The 17,754-nt window shown below is 37.6% G+C and carries 16 protein-coding genes and 1 riboswitch; of the genes, 5 read left to right on the plus strand and 11 right to left on the minus strand.

Annotated features, from left to right (window positions below; genetic code table 11):
- Positions 1-232 precede the first annotated feature (232 nt).
- Positions 233-300: riboswitch (Fluoride riboswitch) on the plus strand.
- A gap of 31 nt (positions 301-331) precedes the next feature.
- From AC59HC_RS21745 to AC59HC_RS21755, 3 genes are all read left to right on the plus strand, one after another.
- Positions 332-1,639: a voltage-gated chloride channel family protein gene (locus tag AC59HC_RS21745; protein ID WP_496559349.1), complete on the plus strand. Its 1,308-nt coding sequence runs from the start codon at positions 332-334 to the stop codon at positions 1,637-1,639.
- Positions 1,640-1,904: 265 nt separating this feature from the next.
- Complete coding sequence (locus tag AC59HC_RS21750) at positions 1,905-2,780, plus strand: LysR family transcriptional regulator (RefSeq protein ID WP_202844018.1); 876 nt, start codon at positions 1,905-1,907, stop codon at positions 2,778-2,780.
- 157 nt (positions 2,781-2,937) lie between these two features.
- On the plus strand, positions 2,938-3,873 hold the full coding sequence (locus tag AC59HC_RS21755) for a YeiH family protein (RefSeq protein WP_202844025.1): 936 nt from the start codon (positions 2,938-2,940) through the stop codon (positions 3,871-3,873).
- 78 nt (positions 3,874-3,951) lie between these two features.
- On the opposite strand, the gene AC59HC_RS21760 is transcribed toward AC59HC_RS21755, so the two are convergent.
- The 8 genes from AC59HC_RS21760 to AC59HC_RS21795 form a co-directional block, all read right to left on the minus strand.
- On the minus strand, positions 3,952-4,134 hold the full coding sequence (locus tag AC59HC_RS21760; protein WP_110009396.1) for a hypothetical protein: 183 nt from the start codon (positions 4,132-4,134) through the stop codon (positions 3,952-3,954).
- Positions 4,135-4,301: 167 nt separating this feature from the next.
- Positions 4,302-5,543 (minus strand): MFS transporter, encoded by a 1,242-nt coding sequence (locus AC59HC_RS21765; RefSeq protein WP_343639784.1) that lies wholly within the window; start codon positions 5,541-5,543, stop codon positions 4,302-4,304.
- Positions 5,544-5,616: 73 nt separating this feature from the next.
- Entirely contained in the window at positions 5,617-7,182 is a 1,566-nt protein-coding gene (gene rny, locus AC59HC_RS21770; protein ID WP_171006220.1) for a ribonuclease Y, read from the minus strand.
- Positions 7,183-7,415: 233 nt separating this feature from the next.
- Positions 7,416-7,703 (minus strand): cell division protein ZapA, encoded by a 288-nt coding sequence (locus tag AC59HC_RS21775; protein WP_110009403.1) that lies wholly within the window; start codon positions 7,701-7,703, stop codon positions 7,416-7,418.
- The gene (locus AC59HC_RS21780) at positions 7,703-8,152 is read right to left on the minus strand and encodes a FlxA-like family protein (RefSeq protein WP_227943922.1); all 450 of its coding nucleotides are present in this window, start codon (positions 8,150-8,152) and stop codon (positions 7,703-7,705) included. Before AC59HC_RS21780 ends, AC59HC_RS21775 begins: the two co-directional genes overlap by 1 nt.
- On the minus strand, positions 8,145-8,927 hold the full coding sequence (gene porT / locus AC59HC_RS21785) for a type IX secretion/gliding motility protein PorT/SprT (protein ID WP_110009404.1): 783 nt from the start codon (positions 8,925-8,927) through the stop codon (positions 8,145-8,147). The genes AC59HC_RS21780 and porT overlap by 8 nt, the downstream gene beginning before the upstream one ends.
- Positions 8,928-8,930: 3 nt before the next feature.
- Complete coding sequence (ubiE, locus tag AC59HC_RS21790; protein ID WP_002980528.1) at positions 8,931-9,662, minus strand: bifunctional demethylmenaquinone methyltransferase/2-methoxy-6-polyprenyl-1,4-benzoquinol methylase UbiE; 732 nt, start codon at positions 9,660-9,662, stop codon at positions 8,931-8,933.
- Positions 9,663-9,665: 3 nt separating this feature from the next.
- On the minus strand, positions 9,666-10,235 hold the full coding sequence (locus tag AC59HC_RS21795; RefSeq protein WP_062670900.1) for a hypothetical protein: 570 nt from the start codon (positions 10,233-10,235) through the stop codon (positions 9,666-9,668).
- A 101-nt stretch (positions 10,236-10,336) separates the two neighbouring features.
- On the opposite strand from AC59HC_RS21795, the gene AC59HC_RS21800 reads away from it, so the two are divergent.
- Positions 10,337-11,410 carry a 3-oxoacyl-ACP synthase III family protein gene (locus tag AC59HC_RS21800; RefSeq protein ID WP_343640199.1) on the plus strand — a complete coding sequence of 358 codons (1,074 nt, stop codon included), beginning with the start codon at positions 10,337-10,339 and terminating at the stop codon, positions 11,408-11,410.
- A gap of 67 nt (positions 11,411-11,477) precedes the next feature.
- A complete protein-coding gene (locus AC59HC_RS21805; RefSeq protein WP_496559350.1) occupies positions 11,478-12,683 on the plus strand; it encodes a metallophosphoesterase in 1,206 nt (401 codons plus the stop codon).
- A gap of 151 nt (positions 12,684-12,834) precedes the next feature.
- Here the strand turns inward: AC59HC_RS21805 and AC59HC_RS21810 are convergent, their stop codons facing one another.
- The 3 genes from AC59HC_RS21810 to AC59HC_RS21820 form a co-directional block, all read right to left on the minus strand.
- Positions 12,835-13,587 carry a polysaccharide deacetylase family protein gene (locus tag AC59HC_RS21810; protein ID WP_496559351.1) on the minus strand — a complete coding sequence of 251 codons (753 nt, stop codon included), beginning with the start codon at positions 13,585-13,587 and terminating at the stop codon, positions 12,835-12,837.
- Positions 13,588-13,671: 84 nt separating this feature from the next.
- Complete coding sequence (locus AC59HC_RS21815; RefSeq protein WP_110009408.1) at positions 13,672-14,637, minus strand: NAD-dependent epimerase/dehydratase family protein; 966 nt, start codon at positions 14,635-14,637, stop codon at positions 13,672-13,674.
- 103 nt (positions 14,638-14,740) lie between these two features.
- A complete protein-coding gene (locus AC59HC_RS21820; protein ID WP_411413685.1) occupies positions 14,741-17,593 on the minus strand; it encodes a TonB-dependent receptor plug domain-containing protein in 2,853 nt (950 codons plus the stop codon).
- Between the last annotated feature and the right edge of the window lie 161 nt (positions 17,594-17,754).

Below are 17,754 nucleotides of genomic sequence, written 5' to 3' on the forward strand. Positions count from 1 at the left end.
AGGGTAAAAATCAAAGACGTTCACCCTACGCAAGCTAACTCAAGGTCGCTTTTATAAATATAAATGTATAAAAAATAATTTGGAAGTTAACACAGAATCTAAAGCCAATGGGATTTAAAATTTATTTGGCTGGGCTAAAGCCCACCCCTATTGAATTTTAACAATAAGATCTTTTATCTTTTATCTTTTATCTTTTATCTTTTATCTTTTTACCATAATTCATATATTTGCATCATCAAAAGGAAATGGTGTTCTTCCTTACCCAACCGCTTTATAAAAGCTGATGACGCCTGATTAAAAGATTATTAACAAATAACTAATCAGGATTACTATGTCAAAAATTCAAAGAACACCAGGTAAAAAAGCAGTTTTTCATACTCGTCTTTTCTTCAGAAAATTTCCGGCAATTCCTTATATTTTGAAATGGCTATGTATCAGTATCATCATTGGTGTATTGGTAGGAACCGCATCTGCAGGATTTCTTCAGTCATTGGAATGGGCCACCCATTTCAGAGAAAGTCATCTCTGGCTGATTGCTTTACTTCCTGCTGCAGGATTTCTGATAGGGCTTCTTTATTATTATTTCGGAAAAGATGTGGAGGCTGGAAATAATCTGTTGATTGATACCATCCATGAACCCAAGGGAATTATTCCTTTTAAAATGGCTCCTTTTGTCTATCTGGGAACAATTGCAACGCATTTCTTCGGAGGCTCTGCCGGCCGTGAAGGAACAGCTCTTCAGATGGCGGGTGCCATCGCGGATCAGCTCACCAGGCCTTTTAAACTTGACAGAAATGAAAGAAAAATATTAATTATTGCTGCTATTGCTGCCGGATTTGGCTCCGTTTTCGGAACACCACTGGCAGGAGCCGTTTTTGGTCTTGAAGTTTTTCTGATCGGAAGGATTCGTTACAATGCAATCTTTCCGGCATTTGCTTCTGCAATTCTGGCAGACTGGGCTACCAATCTATGGAATGTAAAACATACCCATTACCATATTGATTTTATTCCGAAACTTGAATTTTTACCAATTCTATACAGCATTCTGGCAGGAATAACTTTTGGAATCTGCGCGGCTGCATTCAGTAAAATCATCCATTGGATGGGCTCTGTCTTTAAATCAAATATCAAATACCCTCCGCTTCGTCCTGTTGTAGGAGGAATTATTATAGCACTTGCCGTTTTTGCGATGGGAACAACCCGTTATATCGGACTGGGAGTTCCTGTAATTGTGGAATCTTTTGAAAAGCAGCTTCCACTATATGATTTTGCTCTAAAAATGATTTTTACCATTGTTACGCTTTCGGCCGGATTCAAAGGTGGAGAAGTGACACCTTTGTTCTTCATTGGTGCTACCTTAGGCAGCGCTCTGTCACTATTCATTCCTTTACCCTTCGGATTATTAGCAGGAATGGGGTTTGTAGCGGTATTTGCAGGAGCCACCAATACGCCTTTAGCCTGTATGCTGATGGGAATTGAATTATTCGGGGCAGAATGCGGTGTATATGTAGCTATTGCGTGTGTCGTTTCTTATCTTCTTTCAGGACATAACAGTATTTATTCCAGACAGAAAATCGGAGAAGCAAAAAACAGAAGATATGAAAGTCAGCAGGACAAGTCTGTTTCGGATTTTTTATAAGGGGTTTCGAGATGCGGGATGCGGGTTACGAGTTACGGGATGCGGGGTGCGAAGTGCGGGGTCACAATTATTTGTTTATTTTGTTGCCGGATGCTGGTTTTTAATGGTTCTTTGTTCTTCTTCACTTATAATATCTCGAACCCAAAATCCCTCAAACTCAAAACCCCGAAACTCGCAACACGCATCTCATTACCCTCAAACCCTCCCACTCTCAAACTCTCAAACTCTCTTCACCATTTCCAACTATAATTCGTAATTTTACCCCATGTTCGATTACAGATTAAAAGTTTTCCATACGGTGGCTACCCGATTAAGCTTCACCAAGGCTTCAGAGGAGCTACACATCTCACAACCCGCTGTCACTAAACACATTAAAGAAATTGAAACTCAGATAGGTGCTAAGCTATTTGACCGTAAAGGAACTTCTATCCAGCTGACCCAAAGCGGAAAAATTCTGTTTGAACATGCAGAAAAGATCAGAAACATCTATCGTGACATGGAATTTGAGATCAGCCAGATCAGTCAGCAGCATAAAGGAAAGCTGATTATCGGGGCGAGTACAACCGTTGCACAGTATATTTTACCAGAGATTTTGGCCAAATTCAATTCTTATTATAAAGATATTAAGATTGAGCTTCTTACCGGAAATACGGAAACCATCTCAACACTTTTAAAAGAAGAAAAAATTGACCTGGGTATCATTGAAGGGGAATCACAGTCTTCTTATTTTGAATATAAAACTTTTAAACCTGATGAAATTGTTCTCGCAGCAAAATCAGATCATCCTCTTGCCCATAAAACATTAAGCTTAAAAGATCTTTATCAGCTGGATCTTATCTTCAGGGAACAGGGTTCCGGTACGCTGGAATTCATCCAAAACAGGCTTAAAGAAAAGGAAATTAATATCCATGAATTGAATACTGTCATACAGTTGGGAAGCAGTGAAAGTATTAAAAATTACCTTCTTCACTCCGAATGTTTGGCATTTCTTTCTATCAGCACTATTCTTAACGAACTTAAAAACAACATCCTTACAGTGATTGATATTAAAAATTTCAGTATCGAAAGAGATTTTCATTTTATCCTTCCCAAAGGAGAACAATCTGAACTGATCAAACTTTTTTTGAGGTTTGCAGAATAACAGGCAATAAGCAATAAGCAATAAGCAATAAGCAATAAGCAATAAGCAATAAGCAATAAGCAAAGATATAACTTTTAGTTATCCGATATAACAAAATACGATTTACTTTGTAATACTTTATTTCGGACTTTTGATGCTCATTTTAAAAGTTCGCATTATGAAAGATTTCATTCAAAATGAAATAACAAGGAAAGTATTTTTTATTGTTTTGGCTGTATTATGCCTTACACCTTTTATATCTTCTCCAATTGCTCTTGCTTTGGGATTTGCCCTGGCTGTTTTTATCGGAAATCCTTTTGAAAAACACCTTCATCAATATATTCATTTACTGCTGCAGATTTCAATAGTAGGTCTTGGATTCGGGCTGAAGCTTGATGAAGCGCTTCATGCCGGAAAAACAGGCTTGATGCTGACTGTTGTAAGTATTGTCACCGTTATGGTTTTAGGATATTTTCTGGGAAAATTATTTAAACTGGAAAGACCTTTATCTTATCTTCTCTCCGCAGGAACTGCTATTTGTGGCGGGAGTGCTATTGCTGCTGTTTCTCCCATCATTAAACCTAATACAAAACAAATTTCTCTTGCGCTGGCTATTGTTTTTACCTTAAATTCGGTTGCCTTGTTTGTATACCCTGCAATAGGACACCTGCTGAATCTTTCACAGGAGCAGTTTGGGCTTTGGTGTGCAGTGGGAATTCATGACACAAGTTCTGTAGTGGGTGCTGCCAGTAAATATGGAGATGAAGCTTTGAAAATAGCCACCACAGTGAAGCTGGCCCGTGCTTTATGGATTATTCCTGTCTCACTGATAACCATGTTTATTTTTAAAAGTAAAGATTCCAAAATAAAGATTCCCTGGTTTATCGGATATTTCATTGCAGCAATCCTTTTGAATACTTATTTCCCCTTTCTTGACCGATTCAGTACTTCGATTACTGTTCTGGCAAAATCCGGTCTGAATCTGACCTTATTTTTGATTGGTTCTACCCTTTCTATTCAAACGCTGAAATCAATCGGATTAAAACCTTTGGTAATGGCAATTATACTATGGGTAACGATAAGCATCGGCAGCCTTCTTTACATTATCCGTTAAAAGAGCAGAACCCTTTTGAAATCAAAAGGGTTCTGCATATTAAATGTGGAAATGTTTATTTCTAATTGAAATAATTTCTTAGATCTCCCCGCAGGTATAAACCTGTGGACAGCCAATATATTGTACACAATACCAAGGTCCGGTTACTGCTCCTGAGCAGCTGCATCCGCAAAGTGATAAATCAGGGTTTCCGCTTATTCCTCCGGTAATGTTTTTCAGATCCTGTTTTCTTAATTTTTTAGCGTTTTTCATAATGTTCATGAGATTTAGTTTGATTAAAAATATAGTTTTATTTACCTTTCAAAGTTAAACAAATATTAAATACTCGCAACAAAAATTAATGTAAAATTGAATAATTTATTGATAATAACCCTATTATTACGTTCAAAATAAGGAATAGCACTATGTTATTTATTAAACAAGTTAAATTATTCCGTAAATTCAAGATCTCTGTCGTGGGTTTCTGAAATGGTAAGTGAAGAATAAAATGCCAGCCCGAATACCACCACCCCTACTATGGCAGCACTTTCCACAACCGGGAAATGTCCTTTAAGAGAATCAAAAGCAAATATCATTACCGGCACCAGACCTCTTACCATGTTGGGAACGGTAGTTGTTGCCGTATTTCTGATATTCGTCCCGAACTGCTCTGCTGCCAACGTTACAAACATAGCCCAGTATCCTGTTCCAAATCCCAGCCATACACAAAACAGGTAATATCTGGTTTCCGTATTTGTATTACCAAATAACATGATTGCCACCCCAACCAGAGTAAAGACCAGCATATAAAAGATGGCCATTTTTCGTGATTTTAAAGCATGAGAAATAAACCCACTCAACAGGTCGCCGACAGAAATACCTACATAAGCCCACATAATTGCTTTTCCGGGGTTGATATCTTTTATGCCCAATTCAGGGGCAAACTGATTGGCTAAAACAGCCAGAATCCCTATGCAATACCAAGTAGGTAATCCCACTGCAATGCATTTTAAATACCTTATCAATCTGTCTTTATTGGTAAAAAAGGAGAGAAAGTTTCCTTTTGAGATGTTTTTATGCTCAAGATTCTTATAAATTCCGGATTCCGATACGCTTATTCTCAGTATCAATAACATAATTCCCATGATCCCACCGATAATGTAAGAAATATTCCATCCTCCCGCCAGCTCTACGGTAAGCTGAGCTACAACAGCACCCATTAATCCAAAACCTGCAACTACTGAGGTTCCGATAGCTCTTAAATTCTTCGGCAAACTTTCAGAAACCAGCGTAATTCCTGCTCCGAGCTCTCCGGCAAGTCCTATACCTGCAATAAACCTTAAGCCGGCATATTGGTATACCAAATGCTCTTTCGGAAAATAAGGCAGAAAACCACAGGCAATATTGGCTAAAGAATACACTAAGATGGATCCAAAAAGTACGGAAAGCCTTCCCTTTTTGTCTCCGAAAATTCCCCAGAACACCCCTCCGATAAGAAGGCCTACCATCTGACAGTTCAGAATAAAAGTTCCGTCCGCATCCGGATTAAGCCCCAAAGCTTTTAAACTTGGAATTCTAACGATACCGAATAAAAGAAGGTCATAGATATCTACAAAATAGCCGAGGGCAGAAATAATAACGGGAATAGAGAAAATGTACTTCAGTTTTGAAGACAGGGACAGTTCTTGCATTTTTAAGTTTTGATAAAAATAAAAAACCTTTCAATTTCTTGAAAGGTTTTTATCAAATATCTTTTTCTGATTATTATCTGGCAATATTCACAGCTCTTGTTTCTCTGATTACTGTTACTTTTACCTGCCCCGGATAAGTCAGTTCATTCTGGATTTTCTCAGAGATATCGTAAGAAAGCTGAGATGCCACTTCGTCATTTACTTTTCCACTCTCTACCATTACTCTCAGTTCTCTACCTGCCTGAATTGCATAAGCACTGGATACTCCATCGAAGCTTAATGCTGCAGATTCAAGATCTTTTAATCTCTGAATATAAGATTCCAATACCTGTCTTCTTGCTCCCGGTCTAGCTCCAGAGATCGCATCGGCAACCTGAATGATCGGAGATAATAACGATTTCATTTCAATTTCGTCGTGGTGAGCTCCGATTGCGTTTACAACTTCAGGGTTTTCACCATATTTCTCAGCCCACTGCATTCCTAAAAGCGCGTGTGGTAATTCTGATTCCTGCTCAGGAACTTTACCGATATCGTGTAAAAGACCTGCTCTTTTTGCTAATTTTACGTTTAATCCTAATTCAGCAGCCATCGTTGCAGCAATGTTGGCTACTTCTCTTGAGTGCTGTAGTAAGTTTTGTCCGTAAGAAGAACGGTATTTCATTCTACCTACGATTTTGATCAGTTCAGGGTGTAATCCGTGGATTCCTAAATCAATGATGGTTCTCTTCCCTACTTCAATGATTTCCTCCTCAATCTGCTTTCTTGTTTTTTCTACCACTTCTTCGATTCTTGCCGGGTGAATTCTACCATCGGTTACCAATCTGTGTAGGGATAGTCTTGCAATTTCTCTTCTTACCGGATCAAAGCATGAAAGAAGAATAGCTTCAGGAGTATCATCAACGATAATTTCTACTCCGGTTACCGCTTCCAAAGCACGGATATTTCTACCTTCTCTACCGATAATTCTACCTTTTACTTCATCAGACTCGATGTTGAAAACGGATACTGAATTTTCGATTGCCTGCTCCGTTCCGATTCTCTGGATTGTCTGGATAACGATCTTTCTCGCTTCGTTTTTAGCATTCATCTGAGCTTCTTCCATGATGCTCTGAACATGTGCCTGTGCTCTTGTTTTGGCCTCTGCTCTCATGGTTTCTACCAATTCTGCTTTAGCTTCCTCAGCGGTGTAATTAGAGATTTTTTCAAGTATTTCTACTTTCTTGGCAGTAGCCGTATCTAATTCCTGCTGTTTTCTATCCAGAATCTCGTTCTTCTTGGCATAATCTGCAATCTGCCTGTCGAGATCTTTTTCAAGCTTCCCAGTCTTGCTAAGCTCGTCATTCAGCTTGTGTTCCTTGTCTTTGATTCTTTTCTCAACTTCCTGCATTTTCTTTTCGCGAGACTGAATATCAGCGTCATGCTGTGATTTCAGTTCCAGGAATTTTTCTTTAGCCTGAAGATTCTTTTCTTTCTTTATGGATTCAGCCTGTACATTAGCTTTTTCTATAAGGTTTTCGGCATTTTTCTTGGCATCATCTATGATGAATTTTGCTTTAGTATTCAGAGAACTTCTGGAAAAAAACATTCCCACGACAGCTCCGATTACCAAACAAACAACACCGACTATAACTTCTATCATAATTTATATTGAGTTTTAATTGTATTCATATCCTTGTTCAATAAAAAAAGCCCACAATAATCCAGAGATTGAGAGTAAACTCCTAATCAACACGATTTGAACTGATTTCCACTGTCTGTAATCCGGAAGCCCGGCACGCCATTCAATGGACATTTGTTCGGTAATTGTTTAGCGTTGAGTTTACCTTTAATGTGTTAGAATTATTGTAGGCAGTAATTTTCAGGAAAAAAAATCTATTTCCCGATTTCATTCAACGACTGATTAATCTGCTTTAACCTTTCGTTGGTAGAATTAATATTTTTTTCGTAGTTCAGAGAAACTACTTCCGCATTGGTTCCCAGTTTAAGGGCACACATAGCCAAAGCATCCTGTTTATCTCTTACATCGAAGTTTTGTTCAAAATCTTTAATCATATTCTCGATCTGCTTCCCTACTTTACGCAAAGTTTCTTCCTCTGCTGCCGGTACGTTCAGCGGATACACTCTTCCTGCAATGTTGACGGTTATTCTCCTTATCTCCATTATAATCCACTGTTTTGAAGCTGAGCAATACAGAAATCAATTTCTTTTACCAATCTGTTGATATGGTTTTTCATTAACCTATTGTGTTCAGGATTTCCTGATATTGCTGAATAAAGTTTTATATTTTTTTGTTCTTCTGCTAATACCTGATTCTTTCTTCTTTCCTCATCATATTTCTTCTTCAACTCTTCATGCTCAATACTTAATTCTTTTAAATTTTCCGTAAGATTTTTATAGTTCTTTTGCAGAGTCGAAATCTTTCTCTCTAATTCTGAAAAATTGTTTTCTAAATCTTGAAGCATTTCAGGTTTGTATATTCTAACTAAAAGCAAAAATAAAAAAATAATAACACTAACAAAAATAAAACACTCTATATTTTGATATAACAATAAAAAAGGAGGTGCCAGCGCACCTCCTGTGTATTTTTCATTGAAATATTTTTTATTCAAATTTCAGAACGAACATTACTGCTCTTGTCTGCAATGTAGAGATTGCAGATGACCAGTAAGGAGGTGTAGTAGCGTTATCCGCCACTTTTTCATTGTTCATGAAGAATGTTCCTCTTACGGCAGGAGTCAGTTTAAATTTGTTGAAATAAAACTGGATTCCCATTTCTGCAGACCATGCAAAGTTGTGCGTAGTAGATCTGTAGATTCCCTGCATGTTGTCGTCTGTAGAAGTTGCATTAGACTGAAGGTTTACAACGTAATTCACCCCTGCTGCAACATAAGGCCTTGAGTTGTACCATCTCTGGCCGTGAAGCTCCAAAAGTACCGGAATATCGATCAACGTAGATTTAATTTCTCTTACTTTATCCTTTTCCTGTAAAGGGAATGGCATAAAAGGATCATTCGTTAAAGATCCCCCTGCATATATGTCATTGGATTGAGTATTAAAAGTCAACTGTCTTTGTGCAAACTGTAAACCTGGTTCTATTCTTACGTCAAGATAGTCATTCAGTCTCCATTTTGCAATAAGCCCGGCACCGAAACTATAGCTTTCCTTAGAGGTAACAAGGTTTTCATTATCATTCATCCCGTATTTCGGATGTAAAACAATGCGGTAATCCAGTCTGTTCCCGTTCAAATAAAACCCCCAACTGAATTTCTGTTCGTCGAAATCTTCCAACTTGTCCATTCTGTTTCGGGTTCTGAATTGCGCGTTTGCAAAAACGGCAACATTTACTGAGGTTAAAACCAGTGCTTTTAATAGAAATTTATTCATAGGTTACTTTGTTGCTTTATAAATTGTGGCTATACCTAAACTTAATTTTTTATATTCAACTTTCTTAAATCCCGTATCTAAAAGAATTTGCTTCATCTTCTCCCCGAAAGGAAAAGCATTTACAGAATCCGGAAGGTATGTATACGCCCTATTATCCTTAGAAACCAATCTGCCGATGGCAGGTAATATATTTTTGAAATAAAACATATAAAATGGTCCCATGAAACCCTCAACCTTTGAAAACTCCAGTATATAAACACTTTTGTTATCTTTAACTACTCTTCTTAACTCTGCCAAACCTTTGGTAAGGTTTTCAAAATTCCTTACTCCAAATGCAACGGAAACAGCATCAAATCTATTGTCCTCGAAGGGTAAATTTTCTGCATCTCCTTTTTGCATGGAAATTTTGCCGTCTAATTTAAGTTTTTTTATTTTAATAACGCCAACATTCAGCATTTGTTGTGATAAATCTAATCCAACTACTTTAGAACCGGTTCCTTTTTCAATAGTAATTGCCAGATCTCCTGTTCCTGTAGCCACATCCAGCACTTCCTGCGGATTATCATTTTTCATCCATTTTACCAGTTTATTTCTCCATAGAACGTCAATTTTCATGGATAAAACATGGTTCAGAAGGTCATACTTCGGTGCAATGTTGTCGAACATATCCTCTACCTGGCTTTTTTTGGTAGCCTCTGAATTGTAGGGAGTAACTTTGGTGATATCTTTTGTCAAAACTTAAAACTTGTAATATTCTTTGTAATAATTTAGGTAATCCTGCTTTCTGAAGATTTTGGATCGTGATTCCACTTTCTGGATATTTTTGATCACTTTGTCATAGTCTTCATCTACATTGTAATAAAAATCTTCTGTGTAAAGCTTATTGAAGCGTCTTGCTCCTCCGTAATAATCCTTTCCGTCGATAACCGTTTTATCAAGTGCTGTCAGCAACGAATCTTTTTTAAGATTATATCCGTAATACTGATCATTTACGTAGTAATCCTGATGGGTAATATTAATCAGACCACGAAGCTTATTCACTTCAAATGCTGAATCGTAAAGCATTTTCTTATTCTGATCAAAAACCTGAATAGAGTTTTTCCCTTTATTCAAATCCACATGCACATACTGCCCCGCTGAAATAATTCCTTCAGATCCGTTATTGATCTTAAAGTAATACGTATTCGGGGTAGGATTATCTACAACATAATAATTCTTCTTGGCTAAAAAAAGGAAGTAGATCCCAAAGGCAACGATAAATGCCACAGCTGCAATAAGTAAGCCTTTTAAGGACGAGTTGTTTTTCATAGATTGTAAAGTACAATTTTTGCAAATTTAATAATATTTTTAATTCTCCGTTATTAATATTAATTATTAACTTTGCATCTTTAAAAAAATCATATAAACGAATGCCGAATACGATCATTATTGGCTCTGGATGTTATATTCCGAACAGAGTTATTGGTAGAGATTACTTCATGAATTCCGAGTTTTATACTGAAGACGGGGTAAAGATTGAAAAGCCTGTGGAAGAGACCATTGCGAAATTTGTAGAGATTACAGAAATCGAAAACAGGAGATTCATTGAGGATGATCTTTCCAACTCACAAATCGGTTATGAAGCTGCAAAAATTGCCCTTGAGGACGCAAAAGTAAATGGCGAAGACCTGGATTATATTATTTATGCAAGCAATTTCGGGGAAGTTACTGAACACGGATATGCTGATTTTATGCCTACAATGGCAGCGAGAGTGAAGAATAAACTGGGAATCAAAAACAGAAAGTGCGTAACCTACGATATGCTTTTCGGATGCCCGGGATGGGTAGAAGCAATGATCCTTGCTGATAATCTTATTAAAGCTAAAGTAGCCAAAACCATACTTGTTATCGGAGGAGAAACTTTAAGCAGAGTAACAGATCCGCATGACAGAAACAGAATGATCTTTGCAGACGGTGCCGGAGCTGTAGTGGTAAAAGCTACAGATGAAGAGAATGTTGGAATTATTGCCCACAACACAATTTGTGATAACGGACCGGAATTAAACTATCTTGAAAACGCTCCTTCCATCAATAAAGAAGTAGATCAGAGACGTCTGTATGTAAGAATGTTAGGAAGAAAAATCTACGAATACGCTCTAAAAAATGTACCGGTTGCGATCAAGGATACCATTACTGATGCCGGTCTTTCTATTGAAGATATAGACAAAATCTTAATTCACCAGGCCAATGCTAAAATGGATTATGCAATGATTGAAAGACTTCATAAGCTTTATGACGTGAAAGAATACGATCATGCCATCTCTCCTATGACTATCCAGGATTTCGGAAACACTTCTGTAGCAACGATTCCTACCATGTACGATTTAATAATTAAAGGAAAAATGGAGGGTCAATCGTTTAAAGATAATGGTAACATTGTAATGACTTCGGTAGGTGCCGGAATGAACATCAATGCTATCGTTTATAGATTTCCTAAAAAGTAATATTTAAACCATTAAAAATATAAAAGCACAGGGAAGTTTATTCTTTGTGCTTTTTTTTGATCAGAACATGCAAAAGAATTTTTTAATCATCGCCGCAATCTTCCTTTTTCTGGAAGTGTATATTTATCAGGCCGTCAGAACACTTACCGATAATTTCTGGATCAGAATCGGATACTGGGTCATATCTTTAGCCGTGTATGGAATTTTCGCGTATGAAGTTACCCACTACCAAAGATCAGACAGAAGTATGGTAAGAGCTCAGATCATGATTTCGTTATTTTTAATCTTCATCCTTCCAAAGATCTTTATCGTTTTATTTTTATTGATTGATGATATTGTCCGAACGGGCGGTTACCTGATCGGTTTCGCCAAGCCATCGGAAAATTTCTTCCCGGAAAGAAGAAAGTTCCTGAGCCTGGTTGGATTGGGAATGAGCGGCGTTCTTTCCGCTCTTTTTATAGACGGGATTACATTTGGAAAGTACAGGCATAAGGTAAGAAGGGTAAGAGTAAATTTCGCCAACCTTCCGAAAAGTTTTAAAGGATACAAAATCATTCAGATTTCTGATGTCCACAGCGGAAGTTTCTCTGATCCCGGCAAATTAGAGCATGCCATTGAGCTGATTAATGAGCAGAAGCCAGACCTGGTATTATTTACCGGGGATATGGTGAATAACGTTGCTGATGAATTCAAACCTTTTATTCCCTTATTTTCAAAAATCCAGGCTAAAGACGGCAAGTTTGCGGTATTGGGAAACCACGATTACGGAGATTATGTAAGCTGGGAATCACCTGCAGCTAAACAAGAAAACCTTGATACATTGATTGATTATGAAAAGCAAGCCGGATTTGATATGTTGAGAAATGAACACAGAGTCATTGAAAAAAACGGAGAAAAACTATATATTCTTGGGGTTGATAACTGGGGATTGAAGCCATTCCCACAATTCGGAAAGATTGATAATGCTTTACAAGGCGTACCGGAATCTGCCACTAAGATTTTAATGAGCCACGATCCTACCCACTTTGATTATGTGGTAAAAAAGCATCCTGCAAACATTCACCTGACGCTTTCGGGACACACGCACGGGATGCAGTTTGGTTTAGATCTTAAGAATGTAAAATGGTCACCGGTACAATACAAATATCCAAAATGGGCCGATTTATATGAAAGTGAAGGAAAACTGCTGTATGTCAACAGAGGATTCGGAGTATTGGGCTATCCGGGAAGAGTAGGTGTATTGCCGGAAATTACGCTTTTTGAGTTGAGCTAGTGAAGTTCAAAGTTCAAAGTTCAAAGTTTAATGTTTAATGTTAGAGGTTTAGAAATTGAGTATTGTTGAACCTGTGAAATAGTTCTCCCTAATCCCTTTAACCTAATAGCTGCTACCTAACACCTAATATCTGCAACCTATCACCTGCAACCTAAAAAATATAATCTTTCATACGGGAAGTAGCCATTTCCCTGTCGTTAAGAAAAGTAAGGAGGGCATCTAATTTGTCCTCCATTTTTTTGCCCGAAAATAAGCTTCGGTAAAAAGGAATATCAAAACGGTATTTCTTGAAATCCGTAAACTGCCATGTATTCAGGTAGATCAGCACAAATTCTTCATTCTGCAAAGTTTCCAGCACCATATTCTGATAGTACTTCATCGGCAGAATCTGAAATACAAAATCATTATAGGGAAGCTGACTGTACGGAGAGATACTTTCCGGAACAATACTCAGCCCATCCTCCTCTATAATTTCAGTATCTCTTTTAAGCCTTTTGAAAGGAAAAAGAATATTGGCATTATCAATATTGGAGACATAATTGAATTCCATCATCTTTAACATTTCGTGAGAAACCTTTATATCTTTCTGACGGATTCCTCTGATCTGTTTTTCCAAAAGATCCTGAATATTCTTCTTGGCATTTTCAATTTCTTCAGGATTTGAACCTTTGTTATAAAAAGCAATTTCATGCCCTTTGGATGAAATTGCTTTTATTAAATTCTGAAGTTTTTCAGTAAGAGAAACCTCTACAAAAAAACTTGATTTGACATCATGAATATTTAAAATTCTCAGAATCGCTCTGGTATTATCTTCTGTGATTTTTAATCGCTCTTCATCAGAAATTTGAGAGCCGTTTTTTACTCCGGCTTCAATACAAGTGATGTTAAAAGTCAATAATACCATTTAAATTAAATTTTATTTAAATTCTATAAAATATTAAAAATCAGACGTTAAAGAAGTTTTTAATTAAAGTATTACTTTATGTTATTAATCCTTTGCTAATTTTACCTTCAGGTTCTTAATCATATCTTTTGTCATTTCAGAAATTCCGAAATCATACGTCAGACCCCAGTCTTTTTTAGCTACGGAATCGTCAATTGATGCCGGCCATGAATCTGCAATTGCCTGTCTGAAATCCGGGTTATAATCGATCGTAAAATCCGGAATTTCTTTTGTGATTTCTTCCGCCAGTTCCTTTGGAGTAAATGACATTCCGCCCAAATTATAAGAAGAACGAACCGTTAAACTTTCTTTAGGAGCCTCCATCAGTTTCAGGGTTGCATTGATAGCATCATCCATATACAACATCGGCATTCCTGTATTCTCCGAAATGAAACTTGTATACTTTCCGTCTTCAATTGCTTTGTAGAAAATCTCAACGGCATAGTCGGTTGTTCCTCCTCCCGCAGGAGTCTTCCATGAGATCAATCCTGGATATCTGATACTTCTTACATCCACACCATATTTATCGAAATAGTACTCACACCACTTCTCCCCTGCCATTTTGGAGATTCCGTAAACGGTTGTTGGGTTCAACACCACATCCTGTCCTACGTCATGCTTTGGAATTCCTTTTCCAAATACTGCGATTGAACTTGGCCAGAAGATCTTTTTAAGAAGTCCTTCTTTTGCCATTTCACAAAAATGAAGCAGCGGTTCAAGATTCAGCTTCCACGCAAAAATTGGCTGCTTTTCCGAAGTCCCTGATAAAAGCGAAGCAAGGTGGTACACTGTAGTAATATCATAATCTTTGATCACCTGCCTTACCAACTGGGTATTGGTAACATCCATTCTTTCATAGTGTCCTGCAGAGGTAATTCCTTCCTGCCATCTGTCCAATCCTGAAGCAACAACGTTTTCCGCTCCGTGGATTTCAACAAGTCTGTTCGTCAATTCGGTACCAATTTGTCCCAAGGCACCTGTAATCAGTATTCTTTCCGTATAGGATTCCATTTTTCAGATTTTTTTTAGAATTGTACAAAAGTAAAAAAAACATGCCAACCATAATAAAAAAGGTATACTTTCGTACACCTTTTTATATTCCTGAAATTTGTAATTAAAAAGTAAGATTTACTCTGGCAAAAAGAAATCTGCCGTTCATCCCGAACTGAGAAACATTTCTCGAGTATACAAACTGATTCTGATTAGACAGATCGATAGTAGACGTATTAACATACACAAGGTTACCGGAAGCATCCAGAGAAGGAGTTTTTACCGTTGCCGGGCCGTAGTTTTTATCAGGATAAATATCAAACAAATTATTCGCCCCGATTGTCAGTTTAAAGTTTTTATTAAAATTATATCCAACAGACAGGTCGGTAATTATTTTTCCTCCCCAAACCGGATGTTCAGTAGCGACAGCCTGGCCGTTAATGATTTCTCCGCTTACGATTCCGTCCCCGTTAGCATCCATCGTATTAGGGTCGGTAACTTTCCCGAAATAAACATTTCTTAGCAGCACACTGAATTTATTAATCTCCAGAGCATTATTCAGGGAAGCTTTAAACCTTGGAATAGCTTCTTCAAGGTAAACACGGCTGGATTCCGAATAATACCTGTTGATCTGCCCTGCATTGATTAAAATATCAGAACCATGTATATCGCCTATCCTGTTCGTCTTTGACACCGTAACTGCAAAATCAGAATTCAAAGCTACCGACTGAGAAAACCTTGCTTTATGTGAAATCACCCCTTCAATACCCTTAGTCTGAGTATCAATCGCATTTGCGAAGAAAGTGGCAGCATTTGCATTGGCCTTATCAAAGGCAGTCTGTAATTTAGCAAGATCACTTCCCGCCGGATAGGTTCCCGTCGGTCTTGAAAACTGATCTGTTAAGACCACCCTGTTTTTAATCTTAATGTAATAACCGTCTACTGTGAATGTAAGATTCGCCTGTGGAATCTTAGCCGTAAAACCGGCAGAATAACTCACCGACTCTTCCTGTTTCAATTGTGGAATTCCAAGAATATGTGCTACATCGGAATCATTAGAAAACGTGCCTACTTCATATGCTGTTCCGCCCACAAACTGTGTCGCTGTAGCATTAAAATAAATCTGCTGTAAAGATGGAGCTCTGAATCCCGTGGAATGTGCCGCCCGGAGATTGATATGATCCGTCAGCTTATATCTTGTTGCCAGCTTATAGTTGAATGTAGAACCAAAGTCTGAATAGTTTTCATATCTCAAAGCAGCACTCACCAACCATTTATCCGTAACATCCAGCTCCGTATCCACATAAGCTGCTACAGACTGCCTCCCTTTATTTAAAGCATTTTCAGGACGAAAACCAGGGAATACCTGAGCTCCTCCGGGCCTTGTGTTTCCAAAAAAATCAGTAGGCTTTAGCGCAGCAGCTGTTGCAGGATTCTGAATCTTCCCATTAATATCATAAAGAGCCCATGAAGCTTCTTCGCCATTTTCTATTTTGTATTTTTCAAACCTCATTTCTCCTCCAAAGGCAATATTAAATCCTTTTAACCAGTCTAACTTTGTATCGAAATCTGCATTGATGGTATTTTGAGAGAATCCCAAGCCACCAGCATTAAACTCTCTTTTACCAGGATACAGCATGGATGCATTGGCTGTATTTTTTATTGTATAGTCAAAAGTATTGCTTCCGAAAGTGTTACTGAGATCATAATTAATATTTCCTAATTTTCCTTTAAACCCTGCTGCAAAAGAGAGATCTATAACATCAGAAGCAATTTCCGGTAAAAAACCATTAGGATATATTGACGTTGAAGTTCTGTTTTGATTGGGCCTTCTGTAAAACCCAGCTGCATTTCCCGCTCTGTAGGAGATTCCTCCAAAAGCATATCCCCGGATTGTTGAGGACAGATCAAATTCGGAGTTCATAAAAAACTGACCGGATCCTAATCTGGACTGCCCCACCCTCATATTAAAGTCGTCTCTTGTTAACCCTCTGTAGGCAAGTTCATTTTCAGTTACATCACCCTTCAGTAGATTCTGCAGGGCTGTAATTGTATTTGCCGACTGAATATCAGCCTGCTGTGCTGCAGTAAAATAATTGACATGCGGAGCATACTGATGTATATAATCTATAATTTGCTGCGTATTGGAAGTGTTATTGATATTTCCAAAAAGAGCGGAAATATTCACTCCTTTTTCTAACGCTCTTTGCTCAATAGCATTATATGCATTAAAAATATCACCTGCCGCCGACTTGGCTCTTCCGGTATCATTTCTGTTCAGAAAGCTTGCCGTAAAATTGACGAACCCATTATTACCAATTTTTGTTCCGTAATTAAGATCAAGCTGATATTTCTCTCCATCCCATCCTCCGGTATGATCATTAGCTCCTTTCGAATTAAATCCACCTCCCATAATTGCTGCGGTAAATGCATTCGTATTTTTTTTCATGATCACATTAATAACCCCGGCAATTGCATCAGAGCCATACTGCGCTGAAGCCCCATCCCTCAATACTTCCAGCCTTTCAATAGCAAAAGCAGGAATAGCATTCAGATCAGTCCCTACAGATCCTCTACCCGGAGAACCGTTAATATTAACCAGTGATGAAGTATGCCTTCTTTTTCCATTAAGTAAAACAAGTACCTGATCCGGCCCGAGTCCTCTCAATTGAGCTGGATCAACATGATCCGTACCATCTGCTACAGTTGTTGAATTGGAAGTAAAAGACGGCGCAGCATAGTTTAAGATCTGATTAAGATCGGTTTGCGGACTTAGCACAGATTGTGATCCAATATTGATAACATCCACAGGAACAGGAGTATCAGTTGCAACTCGGCTTTTATTTCTGGATCCTACAGTAATTTTAACTTCATCTACTGCCTTTACTTTTATAGAATCTTTCGTTTGTGCATTTAGGCTGGCTGACACAAAGACCAAGGTTCCCAAAAAGATAATTTTCTGGTAATTTTTTTTCATGTATTTTTTTTTCAAATGTAATGATTCAAATTTTAAAAAATGAAAATAATATCATAAAAAATCCAAATTAATTAAATATTATACAATAAAATTAAATAAATAAACACATAAACAAAATAAAATTTAAAAAATATTAACAAATACAAAAAGTAAAGTATAAT

This window comes from Chryseobacterium sp. DZ-32, assembly GCF_059587025.1.